Genomic DNA, 16,313 nt, shown 5'->3' with positions numbered 1-16,313 from the left:
CTGGTCGGGTCGCTCGCGCGACGAACCCGCTCGCCGGGGGCGGCCAGGTCAGCGCGAGGCGACGTCCTGCCCGCGCTGCTGCGCGGGGAACGGGTTCGGCCACAGCGGCAGGAGCGACTGCCGGTAGACGGTGAGGCGCAGCAGGTCGATGCCCGCGATGGCGGCGAACGCCATGGCCTTGTCGGTCCCGTAGCTCCCCTGGAGCGAGAGGCTGATGCCGAGCGGCGCCCCCAGCGTGAGCGCGCCGGCCACGCCCGTGGAACCTGCGCCCCAGAAGCGGCGGTAGCCGCCCGCGTCGAGGGCGAGGCCCAGCTGGCCTGCCTGGAAGCCGCGCGTCGCGACCCGGGCGAGCAGCGCGAGATCGATGCCGCTGTCGAGGATCGGCGTCGCGCGCATCAGGCCGCCGACGATGACGGGCGCGTCGGGCGTGGTCCCGACGCCGACGTCGCACGACAGCGCGCCGTCGAAGACGAGATCGCTTTCGCCCTGCTTCCAGCCGATCGCGCCGGCGCCCACGAAGGTCCACGCGGAGGCGTCCGCGCGCGACGGCGAGGACCAGGCGAGCGGGGCGAGCAAGGCCCCGAGGGCGGCGAGGCAGGCGATGGGCGAGCGCACGCGAGCGAGCTACCACGAAGCGCCGAGCGGGGATAGGTCACCGCGCGGGGCCGCGCCGCTCGACGATGCGCCGCGCCACGAGCGCGGCCACCTCGGGATCGAAGAGGAGCGTGTTGTGCCCCCGCCCCTCCATCACCCGCACCTCGCCGCCCGGCAGCGCGTGCGCGATGGGCGAGCGGACCAGCGTGTCGGCCCCCGCGACGATCGACAGGTGCGGAATGCTCGACCGCGCCGTCCCGAGGAGGACGCGCCGGAGGACCGGGCTCGACGCGTCGAGATCGCGCGCGCCGCCGAAGCCGAGCAGCCCTGCGCGCGGGATGCCGCCGAACGGGCTCGCCATGGAGATGGTCTGCACGACGCGCGGATCGCCGACCTCCTGCGCGAAGAAGCGGCACACGATGCCGCCCATGCTGTGGCCGACGAGGTGCAAGCGCGCCCCGTCCGGGAGCGCCGCGACGAGCGCCGCGAGGCGCGCCGACAGCGCCTCGACGCCGGGCCCCGGCGCGTAGGACATCGTCGCCGTGTGGACCGACCACGACGGCTCGGCGCGCGCCGGGTCCGTCCGACCACGCGCCCGCGAGGCGCGCGACATCGCGGCGTGGCGCTCGATCGCCGTGCGCAACGGCCGGAGGACGCCGGCGGAGGCGAAGAGCCCGTGAAGGATGACCACCACCTCGTCGCCGTCGCGCGCCCCGTCAGGGATCACCGGCGCGAGGGTGTCGTACGGCAGGAGGACGGCCTGCCTCGCGAACGAGGCCACCTCCCTGCCAGCTGTCGCCGCGAAGGCCGACGCACGGAACCACCTCGCCACGTGGTGGCTCTTACCATGGATCCGTCGCGCGACGTCCTCGTGGCTCGCGACGCGCTGTGTCGCGGGCGCGCGCCGCGAGGACGCCGCGCGGGCGGCACGGAGGCCGATCACGGCCGCAGCAGCCAGACATGGAAGCTGCGGAGCGTCCCCCGGAGCGCGCGGATCCGGACAAGGTCCCCCGGCGCGACGTCGCGGAGCGGCACCCGGATCTCGGACCAGCGGTCCAGAGGGCGCTCTGGCACCTCGACGCGCGCCTCGTCCGCGGCGCGCTCGATCGCCACGCCGATCGCGATCGGGCCGCCCCCGTCGGTGCGCAGCGCGAGCACGGCGGGCCCGCGGGCGATGGCGGCGGCCGCGGCGGCCGCTCTGATTGCGAACGACTGCTCGCGCCCCTCGGGGATGATCCTGCCGGCGTCGAACCGCGGCGCACCGCCGCCGTCGCTCCCGTCCCGCAGCACGGCGCCGACGACCCAGCCGCCGCGCGGCGACGGGAACGCGTAGCCGTGCGCGCGCTCGTCGACCAGGTCGGCGATGTCCACCTCGTCGATGGCCCCGTCGCGGCGCTCGCCCGGCGGCGCGAGCGCCGACCAGTCCGCCTCGTAGATCACCTTCTCGTCCGCGGCGCACATCACGTTGTCCTCGATCTTCACCGCGTCGACGCGCCGGCCGAAGACGTCCGCGAGCCCGCCCCACCACGAGGGGTAAAGGGCGAAGACGTCGGGCCGCTCGGCGGCGTCGAGCCGCTCGATGAGCTCGACGACGGCCGGCACCCCGTGCACCGAGGCCCGCGCGAACGGCATCCCCCGGTACCCGCCGAGCCCGAGCCCGTCGATGGCGGGGATCCCCGACAGGTACGGGATCGCGCCCGCGTCGCCGACCAGCACCCGCCGCGGCGCTCGGTGTTGGCGCGCGCGCGCGGCCAGGCGCCGCGCGACCTCGACCTGCTGCCCGGCGATGTTGGCCGAGGAGCGGGCGAAGTGGTCGATCTGCCGCGCGAACCACGCCGAGGGCGCCGCGAGCGCCGCGAGCGCGAGCGCCGCGGCGACGCCGGCCGCGAGCCGCCCCCGCCGCGCGAGCGCCTCGGTCCCGAGGGCCGCGGCGACGAGCAGCATCGCGAGCGCCGGGGCGGCGTAGCGGAGGTTCTGGTAGCGCGCCGTCGCGTTGAGCGCGACGAGGAGCAGCGAGCCGTAGGCGCCGATCAGGAGCGGCACGGCGAGGCGCCGCGTCCGCCGGTCGAGCGCCGCGATCGCGCCGAGCAGCGGCAAGAGGAAGGCGTAGGACGGGCCGCCGAGCGCGCTCTCCAGCGCCTGCACCCGCAGCGCGGCGAGGTTCTTGATCACCTCCAGCGCCTTCTCGAGCGGCGCCGGGTACGGGTTCGAGAGGATGAGCTTGCGCACCGCCCCCGCCGCGCTCCACTCCCCCGTGAGCGCGCGGTTCGCGGCGGCCTGCGCGCCGAGGAGCAGCGCGGTCGGCAGGGACGCGCGCGCGAGCGACGCCGCCGCGCCCAGCGAGCCCGCCGCGTGGGCCACGGCGACCGCGAGCGGCGCCGCGAGCGCGACGGCCTCGGGCCGGGTCGCGACGAGCAGCGCGGCGAGGAGCCCTGCCCGGAGCTGCTCGGCCGGGCGCTGCGCCGGCGGGGCGAGCTCGGCGCGCCGCACCGCGACGAGCGCCCGGCCCATCACCGCGCCGAGCAGCGCGACCTCCATCCCGGAGAACCAGCTCCAGTCGAGCAGCGGCACGGCCACGACGAAGAGCGGCGCGGCCCAGGCGACCCAGCGGGAGGAGGCGGCGCCCGGCCCGCCGCGCGGATCGAGGAGCCACCGGAGCGATCGGCAGAGGTCGAGCAGCGCGGCGCACGCGAGGAGCGCGGCGAAGAGGCCGAGCCACGCGCCGCGAAACCCGAGCAGGTACCCGGGCGCCAGGGCGAGGGGGTACGCCAGGCTGGTCCCGCCCGAGGAGTAGCCGTTGCCCGGGATCCACGAGAACGGGTGGCCCAGGGCCGCGGCGCGGGCGAACCCGAAGTGGATGTAGACGTCGTCGAGGGGCGCCGGCCAGACGCCGCCCGTCCTGGCGAGCGCGGGCCCGTAGAACGCCGCGGCGGCGCCGAGCACCGGGATCGCGGCGCTCGCGTGCCACAAGAGCGGCCGGATCCGCGGCGGGCGCCTCACCGCCCGGCCGGTACCACGAAGGAGCCCAGGACGGCGCGCCGATTCTGGCTAGACTGCGCGCCATGGTGCTCAGAGCCGTGGTGGACGAATCGATCGACGCCGCCCACTGGGAGGCCGTCGAGGAGGCGGCCGAGCTCCTGCAAGAGGAGCAAGTCCAGGAGGCGCTCGTCGCGCTGCGCGACGTGATCAAGGCCTCCCCGTCGAACCCGTACGCGTACAACCTGCTCGGGCACGCGCTCTACGAGCTCGGCCAGCTCGAGCCGGCGCGCGACGCTTACCGCGCCGCCGTGCGGCTCGCGCCGAGCTTCCTCGGGGCGCGGGTCGCCCTGTCGCACGCGCTCCGTCGCCTCGGCGACACGGACGGCGCGACCGCGCAGGCGAAGGAGGCGCTCCGCCGGTTCCCGAAGGACGGCGAGGCGATGCACGCGATGGGGCTGGCGTACGCGGCCCGCGGCAACCGCGCGCTCGCGCGGAAGCACCTCCAGGGCTTCCTGGACGCGGGCCCGGAGGTCGAGGCCGCGATGGAGGTGCGGCAGATCCTCGAGATGCTCGGCGTCGGGGGCGACGACGAGCCGCTCCAGTTCGAGTAGCCTTCTCCCGGCGCACGCGCGCGCTCGGCGCGCCGGAGGCAAGGAACTCGATGGTGACCACCCCGCACTTCGATCTCATCATCCTCGGCACGGGGCCGGGCGGCGAAGGCGCCGCCATGACGGCCGCGAAGCACGGCAAATCGGTCGCGGCGATCGAGCGCTACGCGCGGGTCGGCGGGGGCTGCACCCACTGGGGGACGATCCCCAGCAAGGCGCTGCGCCGCGCGATTTACCACATGAACCTGATCAACCAGAGCCCCATCTACAAGCGGATGGATGTGGTTCCGGAGTACCCGTTCGCCGAGCTCCTCGCGACCGCGAACCGCGTCATCGACGAGCAGGTCGACCTGCGGGAGAGCTTCTACGACCGGAACCGCGTCCAGCTCGTTCCGGGGCAGGCCAGGTTCGTCGATCCGCACACGATCGAGGTGGAGAGCGACGGCGGCCAGCGCCGGCGGTACACGGCCGACAGCTTCGTCATCGCGACCGGCTCGCGCCCGTACCGGCCGGCCGACATCGACTTCAGCCACCCGCGCGTCTTCGACAGCGACACGCTGCTGCGCATGGATCACACCCCCCGGAGCATCACCATCTTCGGGGCCGGCGTCATCGGCTGCGAGTACGCGTCGATGCTGCGCAACATGCAGGTCGCCGTGAACCTCGTGAACACGCGCTCCCATCTCCTGGAGTTCCTCGACGACGAGATCACCGACGCGCTCGGCTACCACTTCTGCGACAAGGGGATCCGCGTCCTGAACGGCGAGGAGCACGAGGCGGTCGAGGCCACGAAGGAGGGCGTCGTGCTCTCCCTGAAGAGCGGGAAGAAGCTCCGGAGCGAGGTCTTCCTCTGGGCCAACGGGAGGTCGGGCAACACGGCCGATCTCGGCCTGGAGAGCGTCGGCATCACGCCGAACAAGCGCGGTCAGCTCGAGGTGAGCGAGACCTTCCAGACGAGCCAGCCGCACATCTACGCGGTCGGCGACGTGGTCGGCTTCCCGGCGCTCGCGAGCGCGAGCTACGACCAGGGCCGGTACGCGGCCAGCCACCTCTGCGGCCACGCCGACGACAAGCTGGTCCGGGACATCCCCACGGGCATCTACACGACGCCCGAGATCTCGTCGCTGGGCAAGAGCGAGCGGGAGCTCACGGCGGAGAAGGTGCCCTACGAGGTGGGGAAGTCGACGTTCAAGACGCTCGCGCGCGCGCAGATCACGGGCCAGCAGGTCGGCATGCTGAAGCTGATCTTCCACCGCGAGACGCTCGCGCTGCTCGGCATCCACTGCTTCGGCGAGAACGCCGCGGAGATCATCCACATCGGGCAGGCGATCATGTCGCAACCTGCGCCGCACAACACGATCCGGTACTTCGTGAACACGACGTTCAACTACCCCACCATGGCCGAGGCCTACCGCGTCGCGGCGCTCGACGGGCTGGGGCGCGTGTTCTGAAGGCGCGGCTCCCGGGCGCACCCGGGCCCGCCCCTGGCAGCGTCCGGCGAGGCCGTGGCGCGCGTCAGGACGGTCGAGCGGGGCAGCGGTGCGCGGGCGCTCGGATCGGCGGTTGCCAGGGTGCGGCCCGGCGGCGATACTCTCCGAAGGAGCACGCTGTCATGGCCGCCGCTGCACCCCTCCTCGCCCCCGCTGCCGGCGCCGCCGACGCTGTCGCGGCGGACGGCTCGGAAGACCAGCTCTTCGTCGTTCATGACGTCTCGTGGGAGCAGTACGAGGCCATCCTGGCCGCCCTCGGCGACCGGGCTGGCGTGCGGGTGACGTACTGCGAGGGAGTGCTGGAGCTGATGAGCCCGGGCGGACCGCACGAGGGGCGGAAGACGATCCTGGCCCGCCTCGTCGAGGCCTACGCGGAGGAGGCGGAGCTGCCGCTCAGCGGGTACGGCAGCATGACCGTCCGCAAGAAGCTCGCGCAGCGGGGGGTCGAGCCGGATGAGTGCTATGTGCTCGGGACGGTCGAGGACGGGGAGATCCCGGAGCTCGCGATCGAGATCATCGAGAAGAGCGGGACGATCAACAAGCTCTCCGTCTATGCGGGTCTCGGCGTTCCCGAGGTCTGGTTTTTGAAGAAGGGAGAGCTCTCCATCCACCTCCTCGGCCCGGACGGCTACGCGGAGGCGGGGCAGAGCCGGCTCCTGCCGGGGCTCGACGTCGCGGGGCTGACGGAGTTCATGCTGCGCAAGGGCGATCAGACGACCGTGGTGCGCGCGTGGCGCGCGAGGCTCCGGGAGCGGGGCGAAAGGTGAGCTCGGTCCGCTGAGCGACGAAGCGCCGTCCACCGAGGCGCTTCGAGGCCAGCCCCCTACCCCCTGCCGCTCGCCCGCGCCGCGCACGCCGCGGCGATCGCTTCAGCCCCCGCCTCCCGCGCCGCGATCTCGCACGCGCGCCACGCCGCGAGCCGCTCCGGCCCCGCGGCGCCCCGCGGCGCCGCCGCGATCCGCGCCTCGACCGAGCGCGCGAAGGCGTCCAGCGCCGCCTCGTCCCCGCGCTCCGACAGGAGCCCGCCCAGCGTGAGCGCCGCGTGCGCGACCTGCCGCTCCGCGCCCGGGTACATCTCCTCCGCGAGCGCCTCGACGAGCGCCGGGACGTCGCGGCGCGCCGCGGCCTCGCGCGCCCGCACCTCGGGCGCCGCGGCCTCGGCCCCTGCGACGCCGAGGCGCCGCTCCAGGTAGCCGACCACCGAGCGGGCGACGCGCTGGAACGAGGCGAGGCCGTCGGTCGGCGCCTCGAGCACGCCGCCCCCGGCGCGCGCGCCCGCGACGTCGAGGTCGAGCACGATGACGAGATCCTCCCGCTCCCCGATGACCAGGAGGTCGCGCGCCCAGTCGAGCGAGCGCTCCTCCGCGAGCCACGCCGTCGCCCGCGCGACGTCGCCACGCGGCAGGATGAGCGTGCCGTCCGGGAGCGCGATGCCGTCCGCCGCCGCGTAGAGCGCCGCGAGATCCGGCGGCTCGGCCAGCGCGAGGGACCACGCGCCCGCCCCTGCCGCCGGGGGCCGCGCCTCGACGCCGGCGCATGCGAGCAGCGCGGCGACGCGCGACGCGAGCACGCCGGCCGCGCTCACGGCGCCCGCCGGCAGCTGCAGCGGCAAGCCCCTCGCCAGGGCATGCATCTCGGTGCCGCGGGGCGGCGCGAACGTGTCGCCGGTGCCAACCGGTTGATGCTCTCGGTCATGTAGATGCTCTTCGGCGCGACGCCGTCGTGGGGCGCGACGAACAGGCGCGCAGCGTAGTGGATCGGTTCGACCACGTCGACGATCGACTGCGCGAGCGAATCGCTGGGTGGAGCTCGTGCTCCGCGCTCCGGTGAGCCCGGAGCAGCCGTCGAGCCGGACCAGGCCGCCCTCGCGGCGCAGACCGTTCGACCATGGCCGCTCTGGTCTTCGTCCATGCTCTCACCCACTACGTTCCAGACGACGACGCGCAGCGTACGCCGCGGCGAGCGCCAGACGAGCGCCAGACGAGCGCCAGACGGGCGAGGAGAGCAAGGAGAGCGAGGAAAGCGAGGCCGATCCGCGCGTTCCGTCGCGACGTGGCCGACTCCGACCTCGGCGAGCGGGCGCCGCAGCGCGCGCCGACCGGGGTGACTTCGGCTTGTGCTTCATATATATATGATTTAGGTGCTCCGGATGTCCCTGGAAGGCAGGATCGCGCTCGTCACGGGTGGGGGTCGCGGCATCGGCCGGGCGATCGCCGAGCGGCTCGCGCAGGGCGGCGCGCGCGTGGCCGTCGCAGGCCGCACGCAGGCCGAGATCGAGGAGACGGCGGCGGCCATCGGGGGCGTCGCCGTCCGGCTCGACGTCGGCGATCGCGAGGGCGCGCCGCCGGCGATCGCCGCGCTCGAAGCCCAGCTCGGGCGCATCGACGTGCTCGTCAACAACGCGGGCGTCGCCGAGAGCGCGCCGTTCGACAGGACGAGCGACGCGCTCTGGGACCGCATGCTCGCGGTCAACGTGACCGGCGCCTTCGCGCTCTGCCGCGCCCTGATCCCGAAGATGATCGCGCGCGGGTTCGGGCGCGTCGTCAACGTCGCCTCGACCGCCGGGCTCGTCGGGTGCGCCTACTCGACCGCGTACTGCGCGTCGAAGCACGCCATGATCGGAATGACCCGCGCCATCGCGCTGGAGATCGCCCGGACGCCGGTGACCATCAACTGCGTCTGCCCCGGGTGGGTGAACACGAGGATGGCGGACGAGGCGATCTCCCGCATCGCGGAGAAGACCGGGCGGGGCGAGGACGCGGCGCGGCGGTCGCTCGAGTCGATGTCGCCTCAGGGCCGGATGGTCGAGCCCGGCGAGGTCGCGCTCGTCGTGGCGATGCTCTGCAGCGACGAGGCGCGCAGCATCCATGGCCAGGCGATCCCGGTCGACGGGGGGCAGGTGATGCGATGAACGGCGATCTCGAGATCGTGCAGCCGACCGGGTGGCCTGCGCCGCGAGGCTACGCCAACGGCGTCGTGACGAGCGGCAGGACGCTGCACATCGCGGGGCAGATCGGGTGGGACCCGGCGTCCGGGCGGTTCCGGAGCGACGATCTGGCCGAGCAGTTCGCCCAGGCGCTCGACAACGTGCTCGCGGTCGTCGCGGCCGCCGGCGGGGAGCCGGGCGACGTCGCCCGCATGACCGTCTACGTGACCGATCTCGAGGCGTACAGGGGCTCGCTCCGCGCGATCGGCGCCGCGTGGCGGGCGCGGTTCGGCAAGCATTTCCCGGCGATGGCCCTCCTCGGCGTCGCGGGGCTCGTCGAGCGGCGCGCGCTCGTGGAGATCGAGGCCGTCGCGGCGCTCGACGCGCGCCGCGGGGGCGAGGGCGGCCCGTGAGGCGCGGGGCGCCGGCGAGGCGGCCGCTCGCCGTGGTCCCCCCGCCGGAGAGCGCGCGCGGCGACCAGGCCGCCGTGCGCGCCTGGGTGCGCATCCTCGCGGTCCACAAGCGCGCGCTCGCGGCCATCCGGGAGGACCTGGAGCACGAGATGACCCTCCCGCGCTTCGACCTCCTGGCGAACCTCGTGCGCAGCGACGGGCAGACGCTCGCGTCGCTCTCCCGCAGCATGCTCGTCACGGCGGGCAACCTCACCGGGCTCGTCGATCGCGCGGCGCGCGACGGCATGGTCGAGCGGCGGGCCGACCCGAGCGACCGCCGCGCGTGGCGGGTGCACCTGACCGCCAAGGGGCAGCGCGCGTTCCGCGACGCCGAGCGGCGGCACGCCGCGCGCGTGGCGAAGGTGTTCTCCGGGCTGAGCCCGGCCGAGCTCTCCACGCTGACGCGCCTGCTCGACAAGCTGCGCACCACGCTCCGCGAGCCGGACATGCCCGTCCCGTCGCGCCCCGGCAGCGCCCGCGCGCACGCCGAGCGAAGCGCGCGGAGCCCCCCGCGGCGCACGCGGACGAAGCCCTGATCGCGCGAGGCTCGCGTCCGGCGCCCGCCGGACCCAGGAGATGCCCATGACCCTCACACCCCGCTCCTTCCATCTCGAGCTCAGCCGCGGCGTCGCGGAGATCACGCTGAGCCGCCCCGACCGCCTGAACGCGCTCACCTTCGAGGTCTACGGCGAGCTCACGGCCACGTTCCGCTCGCTCGAGCGCTCGGCCGCGCGCGCGGTCGTGCTCACGGGAGCGGGGCGCGGCTTCTGCTCGGGCGGCGACGTGGAGGGGATCATCGCCGAGCTGTTCGCGCGCGACGCGCGGGGGCTGCTCGAGTTCACCCGCGCGACCGGCGCGCTGATCCAGAGCATCTGCGAGCTCCGGCGCCCCGTCATCGCCGCCGTCAACGGGGTCGCCGTCGGCGCGGGCGCGGTGATCGCCGCCGCCTGCGACCTGCGCATCGCCGCGGCGAGCGCCCGCTTCGGGTTCATCTTCCCCAAGGTCGGCCTGTCCGGCGCCGACATGGGCGCCTCGTACCTCCTGCCGCGCATCGTCGGCCAGGGGCGCGCCGCCGAGCTGCTCTTCTTCGGCGATCTCATCGGCGCCGACGAGGCGCTCCGCATCGGCCTCGTGAACCGCGTCGTCGCCGACAGCGACGCGCTGGGCGTGGCGCGCGGCTGGGCCGAGCGCCTCGCGCGCGGGCCGGCGTTCGCGCACGCGATCACCAAGCAGATGCTCGAGAGCGAGCGCACGATGCCCCTCGCCGCCGCGATCGAGGCCGAGGCGCAGGCGCAGGCCATCTGCATGGCCCACCCCGACTTCCGCGAGGCCCACGAGGCGACCAGGGCGAAGCGCCCGCCGCGCTTCGAGGGCGCTGACCACGGCGACGCGCCGGCCGCGCCCGGCGACGCCGACGCCCCCCCCACCCCGCGGTCCACCGGCCAGGAGACGCCCCGCGTATGAGCGGGCTCGCGCTCTCCTCCGCCGAGCTCCCCGTCTTCTTCGAGGAGCGCCACGCCGCGCTCGCCGCGCGGCTGACGCCCGAGGCGCTCGCGCCGCTCGCGCGGCTCGCCAGGACGCACGACGCCGCCGCCGTCGCGCGCAGCATGGGCGAGCCGCTCGGGCTCTACGCGCACCTCGTCCCCGAGGCGCTCGGCGGCGCGCCGAGCGGCGGCGGCCTCCCCGCGGACGCGACCGCCGTCGACGTGCGCTCGCTGGTCCTCATCCGCGAGGCGCTCGGCCAGGTCGCCCCGCTCGCCGACGCGATCTTCGCGGTGCAGGGGCTCGGCTCGTACCCGATCGTGCTGGCCGGCTGCGACGCGCAGCGCCGCGCAATCCTGCCCGACGTGATCTCGGGGAGGCGCATCGGGGCCTTCGCGCTCACCGAGCCCGAGGCGGGCAGCGACGTCGCCTCGCTGAGGACCGAGGCCCGCCGCGAGGGCGACGGGTGGGTCCTCGACGGCGAGAAGGTGCTGATCTCGAACGTGCCGCTCGCGCACCACCTCGTGGTCTTCGCCCGCACGGGCGCGTCACCGTCGCGCGGCGGCGCGGCGGGCGAGCGCGGCGGCGGGCGCGCCGCGATCACGGCGTTCCTCGTCGACAGCGGCGCGCAGGGCGTCGCCTCCGAGCCGCTGCCGATGTCGGTCCCGCACCCGATCGGCCGGCTCCGCTTCGAGCGCTGCCGCGTGCCGGACAGCGCACGGCTCGGCGAGGTGGGCGGCGGCTTCAAGCTCGCGATGCAGACGCTCGACGCCTTCCGGATCTCGGTCGGCGCGGCGGCGAACGGGATGGCGGCGCGCGCGCTCCGCGAGGCGATCGCGCACGTCACGCGGCGGAGGCAGTTCGGGGCGCCTCTGTCCGAGCAGCAGATGGTGCGCGCCTACCTCGCCGAGATGGCGACCGAGCTCGACGCGGCCCGCCTGCTCGTCGCCCGCGCGGCCCACAAGCGCGACACGGCTGCAGCCGGGGCGGCGGCGCGCGTCTCGACCGAGGCGGCCATGGCGAAGATGTTCGCCACCGAGGCGGCGCAGCGGATCATCGACCGCGCCGTCCAGCTCCACGGCGGCATGGGGGTCATCGAGGGGACCGAGGTCGAGCGGCTGTACCGCGAGATCCGGCCGCTGCGCATCTACGAGGGGACGACAGAGATCCAGAAGCTCATCATCGCGAAGGGCATCCTCGAGCGCGCCGCCGCGGAGCCCCCGGTCGACGAGCGCGCTCGCGACGAGGCGCGGTAGCCATGTGGAGGCCGCCGGAGAGGATCCGCCACGCGCTGCCCCGCGAGGAGCCTCCCACCGCGGGCGAGGCGGCGCGCGCGCGCCTCTTCTCGCCCCTCCGCCTCGCCTCGGGCCTCGAGCTCGCCGAGCGCTCGTGGGTGCCCGCGATGGTCCCGTGGCGCGCGACCGAGGAGGGCGTCGTCACGCAGGACGTGCTCGACTGGTACGGCCGCTTCGCCGAAGGCCAGCCCGGCGCCCTCGTTGTCGAGGCGACCGGGATCCGCGACGTGCCGAGCGGCCCGCTGCTCCGCGCCGGACACGATCGGTTCGTCCCGGGGCTCCGGGAGCTCGTCCGGACGGTCCGCGCGCGGAGCGCCGGCAGGACGCGCGTGTTCCTGCAGCTCATCGACTTCCTCCGCATCCGCAGGCGCCCGGCGAAGGACAGGTTCCTGCGGGAGTTCCTCGAGATCACCGGCGCGCACCGGCGCGCCCTGTCCGAGGCGCTCGGGGAGCCGCCGCTCCGGGACGCGCCGGAGCGCGAGGTGCGCGAGCGGCTCATCGCGCTCGACAACGCGCGGCTCGAGGCCGTGCTCGCACCCCGTGAGCTCGAGGCGCTGCGCTTCGGCGAGCGCGAGCGCGTCACCGACGTCGCGCTCCCTCACATCCGCGATCTGCCGCGGACGCTGCCAGGCCTCTTCGCCGAGGCCGCCGTCAGGGCGCGCGAGGCGGGCTTCGACGGCGTCGAGCTCCACTACGCGCACGCCTACACCATGGCCTCGTTCCTGTCCGCGCTGAACACCCGCCCGGACGGCTACGGCGGCGATCGCGAGCGCCGCGCGCGCCTCCCGCTCGAGGTCTACGCGGCGGTGCGCGCCGCCGTCTCCGCTCGCTTCACGGTGGGCTGCCGCTTCCTCTGCGACGACGTCATCGCGGGGGGCAGCCGGGTCGACGACGCGACGTTCTTCGCGCTCGCGTTCGCGCGCGCCGGCATGGACTTCCTCTCGCTGTCGACGGGCGGCAAGTTCGAGGACGCGAAGCAGCCCAAGGTCGGCGAGGCCGCGTACCCCTACACCGGCCCGAGCGGGTACGAGTGCATGCCGACCGCGCTCTCGGACGCGGCGGGGCCGTTCGGGCGGCAGGTGCCGAAGCAGGCGCAGATCCGGCGCGCCCTGCGCGAGGCCGGCCTCGGCACGCCGGTCGTCGTGGCGGGGGGGATCTGCACGTTCGCCCAGGCCGAGGCGATCCTCGCGCGCGGCGAGGCCGATCTCATCGGGGCGGCACGGCAGACGCTCGCGGATCCCGACTGGTTCCTGAAGGTGCGGCTCGGGCGCAGCGGGGAGGTCCGACGTTGCATCTATTCCAATTACTGCGAGGCGCTCGATCAGCGCCACCGACCCGTGACGTGCCAGCTCTGGGATCGCGAGGGGCTCGACGAGCCGGGGGTCGCGACCACGGAGGGCGGAAAGCGGCGGCTCACGGCGCCGCGATGGAGGCGTGACGATGACGGCACCGACGTTCCCTGACGAGCTCAACCTCGCCGACTACTTCCTGTTCGATCGGCTGCGCGAGGGGCTCGAAGACAAGGTCGCGCTGCTCTTCGGTGATCAGCGGCACACCTACGCCGACGTCGCCGAGAAGGTCCGGATGCTCCAGGCGCACCTCGCCGTCGAGGGCGTCGCGATCGAGCAGCGGGTGCTCATCGTCCTGCACGACTCGCCGGCGTTCGTCTGGGCCTTCTTCGCGGCGCTGAGCCACGGCGCCGTCGTTGCGATGGGCAACCCCGAGGCGCCCGCGCCCGACCTCGCGCACCTCGTCGAGTACACGCGGGCCGCCGCGGTCGTCACGATCCCGCGCGTGGCCGAGGCGCTCGCGCTTCAAGGCGCGCTCGCGGCCACGGACGTCCGCACCGTCGTGCTGGTGCCCGAGGTCCCGACCGGCGGCGATCTCGAGGCCGATCTCCCGGTCTCGCCGGCCCTCGCGGCGCTGCGGGGCACCTCGCTCCGCGGCGCCCTCGCGCAGGGGCGCGCGGCGCTCGCGGCGAAGCGCGCCCCGGCGGGCCCCCGCCCCACCCGGCGCGACGACATCGCCATCTGGCTCTTCACGTCCGGCTCCACCGGCAGGAGCAAGGCGGCCATGCACACGCACCGCGACTTCGCCTTCAACACCGAGCGCTACGCCAAGGCGACCGTGGGCTACCGCGAGGACGACATCACCGTCTCGGTGCCGCGCCTCTTCTTCGGCTACGCCACGGGCACCAACCTGATGTTCCCCTTCGCCGTCGGCGCGACGTCGGGCCTCTTCGTCGAGCGGCCGACGCCGGAGTCGCTCGCGCGGTACATCGAGCGTTATCGCCCGACGGTGGTCACCAACGTCCCGACGATGATGGGCAAGCTGCTCGATGACGACGACGCCCGCGCGGCGCGCGGCGCCCCGCGCCTCGACCTCTCCAGCGTCCGCTTCCACCTGTCCGCGGGCGAGGCGCTGCCGCCGGCGCTCCTCGAGCGCTTCCGCGCGCGGTTCCACGCCGACGTCTATGACGGCATCGGCTCCGCGGAGATGTTCCACATTTACTGCACGAACCGCCCTGGCGACGTGCGCCCGGGGTCGCTCGGCCGCGTCGTGGAGGGGTACACGATCAAGATCCTCCCCTCGGACGCGGCCGGGGCGGGCGCGCCCGAGCTCCCGCCCGGCGAGACCGGCGTCATGTGGGTGAAGGGCGACTCGGTCGCGCTCGGCTACTTCCAGGATCGCGAGAAGAGCTGGGGCACCTTCCACGGCCACTGGTGCCGCACCGGAGATCTCTTCCGCATGGATGCCGAGGGCTACCTCTGGTTCAGTGGGCGCGCCGACGAGCTGCTCAAGGTGGGCGGCGTCTGGGTCGCGCCGGTCGAGGTGGAGGAGTGCCTGACCGAGCACCCGGCCGTCAGCCTCGCCGCCGTGATCGGCGCCGAGGAGGCGGGCCTCGTGAAGCCGAAGGCGTTCATCGTGGTCCGCGACGACGCGCGCGGCCGCGTCGCCACCGACGAGGGGAGGGCCGAGCTCGCCCAGGAGCTCAAGGTCTTCGTGAAGGACCGGCTGAGCAAGCACAAGTACCCGCGCTGGGTCGCCTTCGTCGATGACGTCCCCAGGAACGATCGCGGCAAGGTCGATCGCAAGGCGCTCCGGCAGCGCGAGGCCGCCGGCGAGAACCCGGCGGGCCTTTAGCCCATGCAGGCCGCGCCGCGCCTCGCGGAGCTCACGACGGAGGAGCTCGCCGCGCTCCTGGCGGGTGGCGCGCCGTGCGTCGCGCTCGTGCCGGTCGGGTCGGTCGAGCCGCACGGCCCGCACCTGCCGCTCGGTACGGACACGCTCATCGGCGAGGCCGCGGCCGAGCAGGCCGGCCGCCGGCTGTGGGCACGCGGCGTCGCCGCGCTCCTCGCCCCGCCCGTCGGGTATGGCGTGACCGACTTCGCGGCGGGCTTCGCCGGCGCGATCTCGATCCCGGCGCCCGCGCTCACCGCCTTTCTGCGCGCCGTCGCCGAGGCCTACCTGTCGGCCGGCCTGTCGCATGTCTGCTTCATCAACAACCACCTCGAGCCGGAGCACGACAGCGCCGTGCGCGCCGCCACCAGCGGCCTGCCCCTGGGCCGCGCCTCGGTCGCGTGCCCGCTCGCGCGCCGCTGGGCGCGGACGCTCTCCGCGGAGTTCCGGAGCGGCGCCTGCCACGCGGGCCGTTACGAGACCTCGCTCGTCCTCGCCGCGGCCTCCGCGCTCGTCCGGAAAGACATCGCCCAGGCCCTGCCGGACCTCGGCCTGAGCCTGTCCGAGGGCATCAAGGCAGGAGCGAAGAGCTTCCGCGCGCTGGGCATGGACGCCGCCTACACTGGATCTCCGCGCGAGGCGTCCGAGGACGAAGGCCGCGCATTGCTCGATCTGCTCGCGACGATGATTGTCACCGAGGTCGAAGAAGGCCTCTCCAGCGCTTCCGGCCACGAGCCCCCGCCAGGAAAAAGCAGCAGGTAGGCCAACGAGCGTTCAGGTAGACAAACGCAGGCATTTCTACTCCAGCACCACCCTCCGCACGCTCGACTGAACGGCAGAATCCGCCATCGACTCACGCGCCCCGGCAAGCTGATCAGGCTGCTCAGGCTGATGGGGCTGCTCATGTCGCGCGGCACGCGCAGAACGTGAGCAAGACGTGAGCAAGACGTGAGCAAGACGTGAGCAAAACGTGAGCAAGACGTGAGCAAGACGTGAGCAAGACGCGAGCTGCATCACAAATGCGCCTCACGGCACTCGACAATCACCAAGGACTCGATCAATAATGATTAGTTTTGCTCTGACATCACAATCAACATCAACAGATTTTTGACAACAAACCTCGCTTCCCAATTGACGTATTCAATTAGAAGCCGTAAAACGGTATCGTTTTCCTCGCGCGCTGTTTGACGCCAGAACGATCCGACGGCTGACCTGATGAAGGTGATGCTTTACGGCGCGCAGGCAGATGGTGGGGTTTTGGCGGGGGCGCTCTCTGGCGTTCCTGCGCGACGGCATCACACGCAGCC

15 protein-coding genes are annotated in these 16,313 nt (G+C 74.0%); 11 read left to right on the top strand and 4 right to left on the bottom strand.

Annotated elements, in window-relative coordinates; all coding sequences use genetic code 11:
* Positions 1–48: 48 nt before the first annotated feature.
* The 3 genes from WMF11_RS11390 to WMF11_RS11380 all read right to left on the bottom strand — a co-directional run bounded on the left by WMF11_RS11390 (position 49) and on the right by WMF11_RS11380 (position 3,594).
* Complete coding sequence (locus tag WMF11_RS11390) at positions 49–615, bottom strand: hypothetical protein (protein ID WP_437908431.1); 567 nt, start codon at positions 613–615, stop codon at positions 49–51.
* A gap of 37 nt (positions 616–652) precedes the next feature.
* Positions 653–1,426, bottom strand: coding sequence for an esterase/lipase family protein (locus WMF11_RS11385; protein ID WP_437551807.1), 774 nt, complete (start codon positions 1,424–1,426; stop codon positions 653–655).
* 107 nt (positions 1,427–1,533) lie between these two features.
* Positions 1,534–3,594, bottom strand: coding sequence for a hypothetical protein (locus WMF11_RS11380; protein WP_437977468.1), 2,061 nt, complete (start codon positions 3,592–3,594; stop codon positions 1,534–1,536).
* 62 nt (positions 3,595–3,656) lie between these two features.
* On the opposite strand from WMF11_RS11380, the gene WMF11_RS11375 reads away from it, so the two are divergent.
* The 3 genes from WMF11_RS11375 to WMF11_RS11365 all read left to right on the top strand — a co-directional run bounded on the left by WMF11_RS11375 (position 3,657) and on the right by WMF11_RS11365 (position 6,438).
* Positions 3,657–4,184, top strand: a complete 528-nt coding sequence (locus tag WMF11_RS11375; RefSeq protein WP_437551803.1) for a tetratricopeptide repeat protein — start codon at positions 3,657–3,659, stop codon at positions 4,182–4,184.
* Between the two features lie 50 nt (positions 4,185–4,234).
* Positions 4,235–5,632 carry a Si-specific NAD(P)(+) transhydrogenase gene (gene sthA / locus WMF11_RS11370; protein ID WP_437551801.1) on the top strand — a complete coding sequence of 466 codons (1,398 nt, stop codon included), beginning with the start codon at positions 4,235–4,237 and terminating at the stop codon, positions 5,630–5,632.
* Positions 5,633–5,793: 161 nt separating this feature from the next.
* Positions 5,794–6,438, top strand: a complete 645-nt coding sequence (locus WMF11_RS11365; RefSeq protein ID WP_437908429.1) for a Uma2 family endonuclease — start codon at positions 5,794–5,796, stop codon at positions 6,436–6,438.
* Between the two features lie 56 nt (positions 6,439–6,494).
* Here WMF11_RS11365 and WMF11_RS11360 read toward each other — a convergent pair whose 3' ends face one another.
* Positions 6,495–7,304 carry a hypothetical protein gene (locus tag WMF11_RS11360; RefSeq protein ID WP_437977467.1) on the bottom strand — a complete coding sequence of 270 codons (810 nt, stop codon included), beginning with the start codon at positions 7,302–7,304 and terminating at the stop codon, positions 6,495–6,497.
* 516 nt (positions 7,305–7,820) lie between these two features.
* Between WMF11_RS11360 and WMF11_RS11355 the strand changes: the two genes are divergently transcribed.
* From WMF11_RS11355 to WMF11_RS11320, 8 genes are read left to right on the top strand one after another with little or no spacing between them, the layout of a single operon-like run.
* Entirely contained in the window at positions 7,821–8,582 is a 762-nt protein-coding gene (locus WMF11_RS11355) for an SDR family NAD(P)-dependent oxidoreductase (protein WP_437908427.1), read from the top strand.
* Positions 8,579–9,010, top strand: coding sequence for a RidA family protein (locus WMF11_RS11350; RefSeq protein ID WP_437908426.1), 432 nt, complete (start codon positions 8,579–8,581; stop codon positions 9,008–9,010). The genes WMF11_RS11355 and WMF11_RS11350 overlap by 4 nt, the downstream gene beginning before the upstream one ends.
* Positions 9,007–9,585 carry a MarR family transcriptional regulator gene (locus WMF11_RS11345; protein WP_049876225.1) on the top strand — a complete coding sequence of 193 codons (579 nt, stop codon included), beginning with the start codon at positions 9,007–9,009 and terminating at the stop codon, positions 9,583–9,585. The genes WMF11_RS11350 and WMF11_RS11345 overlap by 4 nt, the downstream gene beginning before the upstream one ends.
* A 40-nt stretch (positions 9,586–9,625) precedes the next feature.
* Positions 9,626–10,513 (top strand): enoyl-CoA hydratase family protein, encoded by an 888-nt coding sequence (locus tag WMF11_RS11340; protein WP_437977466.1) that lies wholly within the window; start codon positions 9,626–9,628, stop codon positions 10,511–10,513.
* Positions 10,510–11,787: an acyl-CoA dehydrogenase family protein gene (locus tag WMF11_RS11335; RefSeq protein WP_437977465.1), complete on the top strand. Its 1,278-nt coding sequence runs from the start codon at positions 10,510–10,512 to the stop codon at positions 11,785–11,787. The genes WMF11_RS11340 and WMF11_RS11335 overlap by 4 nt, the downstream gene beginning before the upstream one ends.
* Before the next feature lie 2 nt (positions 11,788–11,789).
* Positions 11,790–13,289: an NADH:flavin oxidoreductase gene (locus WMF11_RS11330; protein WP_437977464.1), complete on the top strand. Its 1,500-nt coding sequence runs from the start codon at positions 11,790–11,792 to the stop codon at positions 13,287–13,289.
* Positions 13,267–14,970 (top strand): benzoate-CoA ligase family protein, encoded by a 1,704-nt coding sequence (locus WMF11_RS11325; protein WP_437977463.1) that lies wholly within the window; start codon positions 13,267–13,269, stop codon positions 14,968–14,970. Before WMF11_RS11330 ends, WMF11_RS11325 begins: the two co-directional genes overlap by 23 nt.
* A gap of 3 nt (positions 14,971–14,973) precedes the next feature.
* Positions 14,974–15,768 carry a creatininase family protein gene (locus tag WMF11_RS11320; protein WP_437908422.1) on the top strand — a complete coding sequence of 265 codons (795 nt, stop codon included), beginning with the start codon at positions 14,974–14,976 and terminating at the stop codon, positions 15,766–15,768.
* Positions 15,769–16,313 lie beyond the last annotated feature (545 nt).

The sequence above is a fragment of the Sorangium sp. So ce295 genome (assembly GCF_051527405.1).
GTDB classification, from domain to species: domain Bacteria; phylum Myxococcota_A; class Polyangia; order Polyangiales; family Polyangiaceae; genus Sorangium; species Sorangium cellulosum_B.
Note: the sequence above shows the minus strand (reverse complement) of the source record. Positions and strands in the feature narration are given on the sequence as shown.

Excerpts from the sequence above, each read along its gene's own strand:
- sthA (WP_437551801.1), top strand. The coding sequence starts at position 4,235 with ATGGTGACCACCCCGCACTTCGATCTCATCATCCTCGGCACGGGGCCG.
- WMF11_RS11375 (WP_437551803.1), top strand. The coding sequence starts at position 3,657 with ATGGTGCTCAGAGCCGTGGTGGACGAATCGATCGACGCCGCCCACTGG.
- WMF11_RS11330 (WP_437977464.1), top strand. The coding sequence starts at position 11,790 with ATGTGGAGGCCGCCGGAGAGGATCCGCCACGCGCTGCCCCGCGAGGAG.
- WMF11_RS11365 (WP_437908429.1), top strand. The coding sequence starts at position 5,794 with ATGGCCGCCGCTGCACCCCTCCTCGCCCCCGCTGCCGGCGCCGCCGAC.
- WMF11_RS11325 (WP_437977463.1), top strand. The coding sequence starts at position 13,267 with ATGACGGCACCGACGTTCCCTGACGAGCTCAACCTCGCCGACTACTTC.
- WMF11_RS11320 (WP_437908422.1), top strand. The coding sequence starts at position 14,974 with ATGCAGGCCGCGCCGCGCCTCGCGGAGCTCACGACGGAGGAGCTCGCC.
- WMF11_RS11360 (WP_437977467.1), bottom strand. The coding sequence starts at position 7,304 with ATGCATGCCCTGGCGAGGGGCTTGCCGCTGCAGCTGCCGGCGGGCGCC.
- WMF11_RS11335 (WP_437977465.1), top strand. The coding sequence starts at position 10,510 with ATGAGCGGGCTCGCGCTCTCCTCCGCCGAGCTCCCCGTCTTCTTCGAG.
- WMF11_RS11340 (WP_437977466.1), top strand. The coding sequence starts at position 9,626 with ATGCCCATGACCCTCACACCCCGCTCCTTCCATCTCGAGCTCAGCCGC.
- WMF11_RS11355 (WP_437908427.1), top strand. The coding sequence starts at position 7,821 with ATGTCCCTGGAAGGCAGGATCGCGCTCGTCACGGGTGGGGGTCGCGGC.
- WMF11_RS11350 (WP_437908426.1), top strand. The coding sequence starts at position 8,579 with ATGAACGGCGATCTCGAGATCGTGCAGCCGACCGGGTGGCCTGCGCCG.